Origin of the sequence: Pseudomonas sp. 43(2021) (genome assembly GCF_017490805.1) — a bacterium.
GTDB lineage: Bacteria > Pseudomonadota > Gammaproteobacteria > Pseudomonadales > Pseudomonadaceae > Aquipseudomonas.
The window spans coordinates 1-465 of record NZ_JAFGYJ010000442.1 but is presented as its reverse complement, the minus strand read 5'-3'; the positions used below and the strand labels follow the sequence as shown (position 1 = coordinate 465).

The window sequence follows — 465 nt, the reverse complement described above, 5'->3', positions numbered from 1 at the left end:
CTCAACAATCAGTTCCCTCTCCTGGGGGAGAGGGCTGGGGTGAGGGGCAGGCCCACCGCGGTCATGGGAAAATACGCTTACTTCCTGGCGACGATAACCGCCCGCATCGGCGCCGGCAGCCCTTCAATGGTTTTGCTGTGATCCTCAGGATCCAGAAAATCGCTCAGCGACTGATACTTCATCCACTCCGTCCCGCGTTGTTCTTCCACCGTCGTGGTACTGACATCCACACAACGAATATCGCTGAACCCGGCGCGCCGCAGCCACAATTCCAGCGCCGGCACCGACGGCAAAAACCACACGTTGCGCATCTGCGCGTAGCGATCTTCCGGCACCAGCACTTGGTGCTTGTCGCCTTCGACCACCAGGGTTTCCAGCACCAGTTCCCCACCCTTGACCAGGCAATCCTTCAGCGCCAGCAAATGCTCGATCGGCGAGCGACGGTGATAGAACACGCCCATGGAA

At 59.8% G+C, this 465-nt stretch carries 1 protein-coding gene; it reads right to left on the bottom strand.

Annotated elements, in window-relative coordinates; all coding sequences use genetic code 11:
* Positions 1-77: 77 nt before the first annotated feature.
* A partial coding sequence (gene cmoB / locus J5M71_RS28065) for a tRNA 5-methoxyuridine(34)/uridine 5-oxyacetic acid(34) synthase CmoB (protein ID WP_207838856.1) occupies positions 78-465 on the bottom strand: 388 nt, incomplete at its 5' end.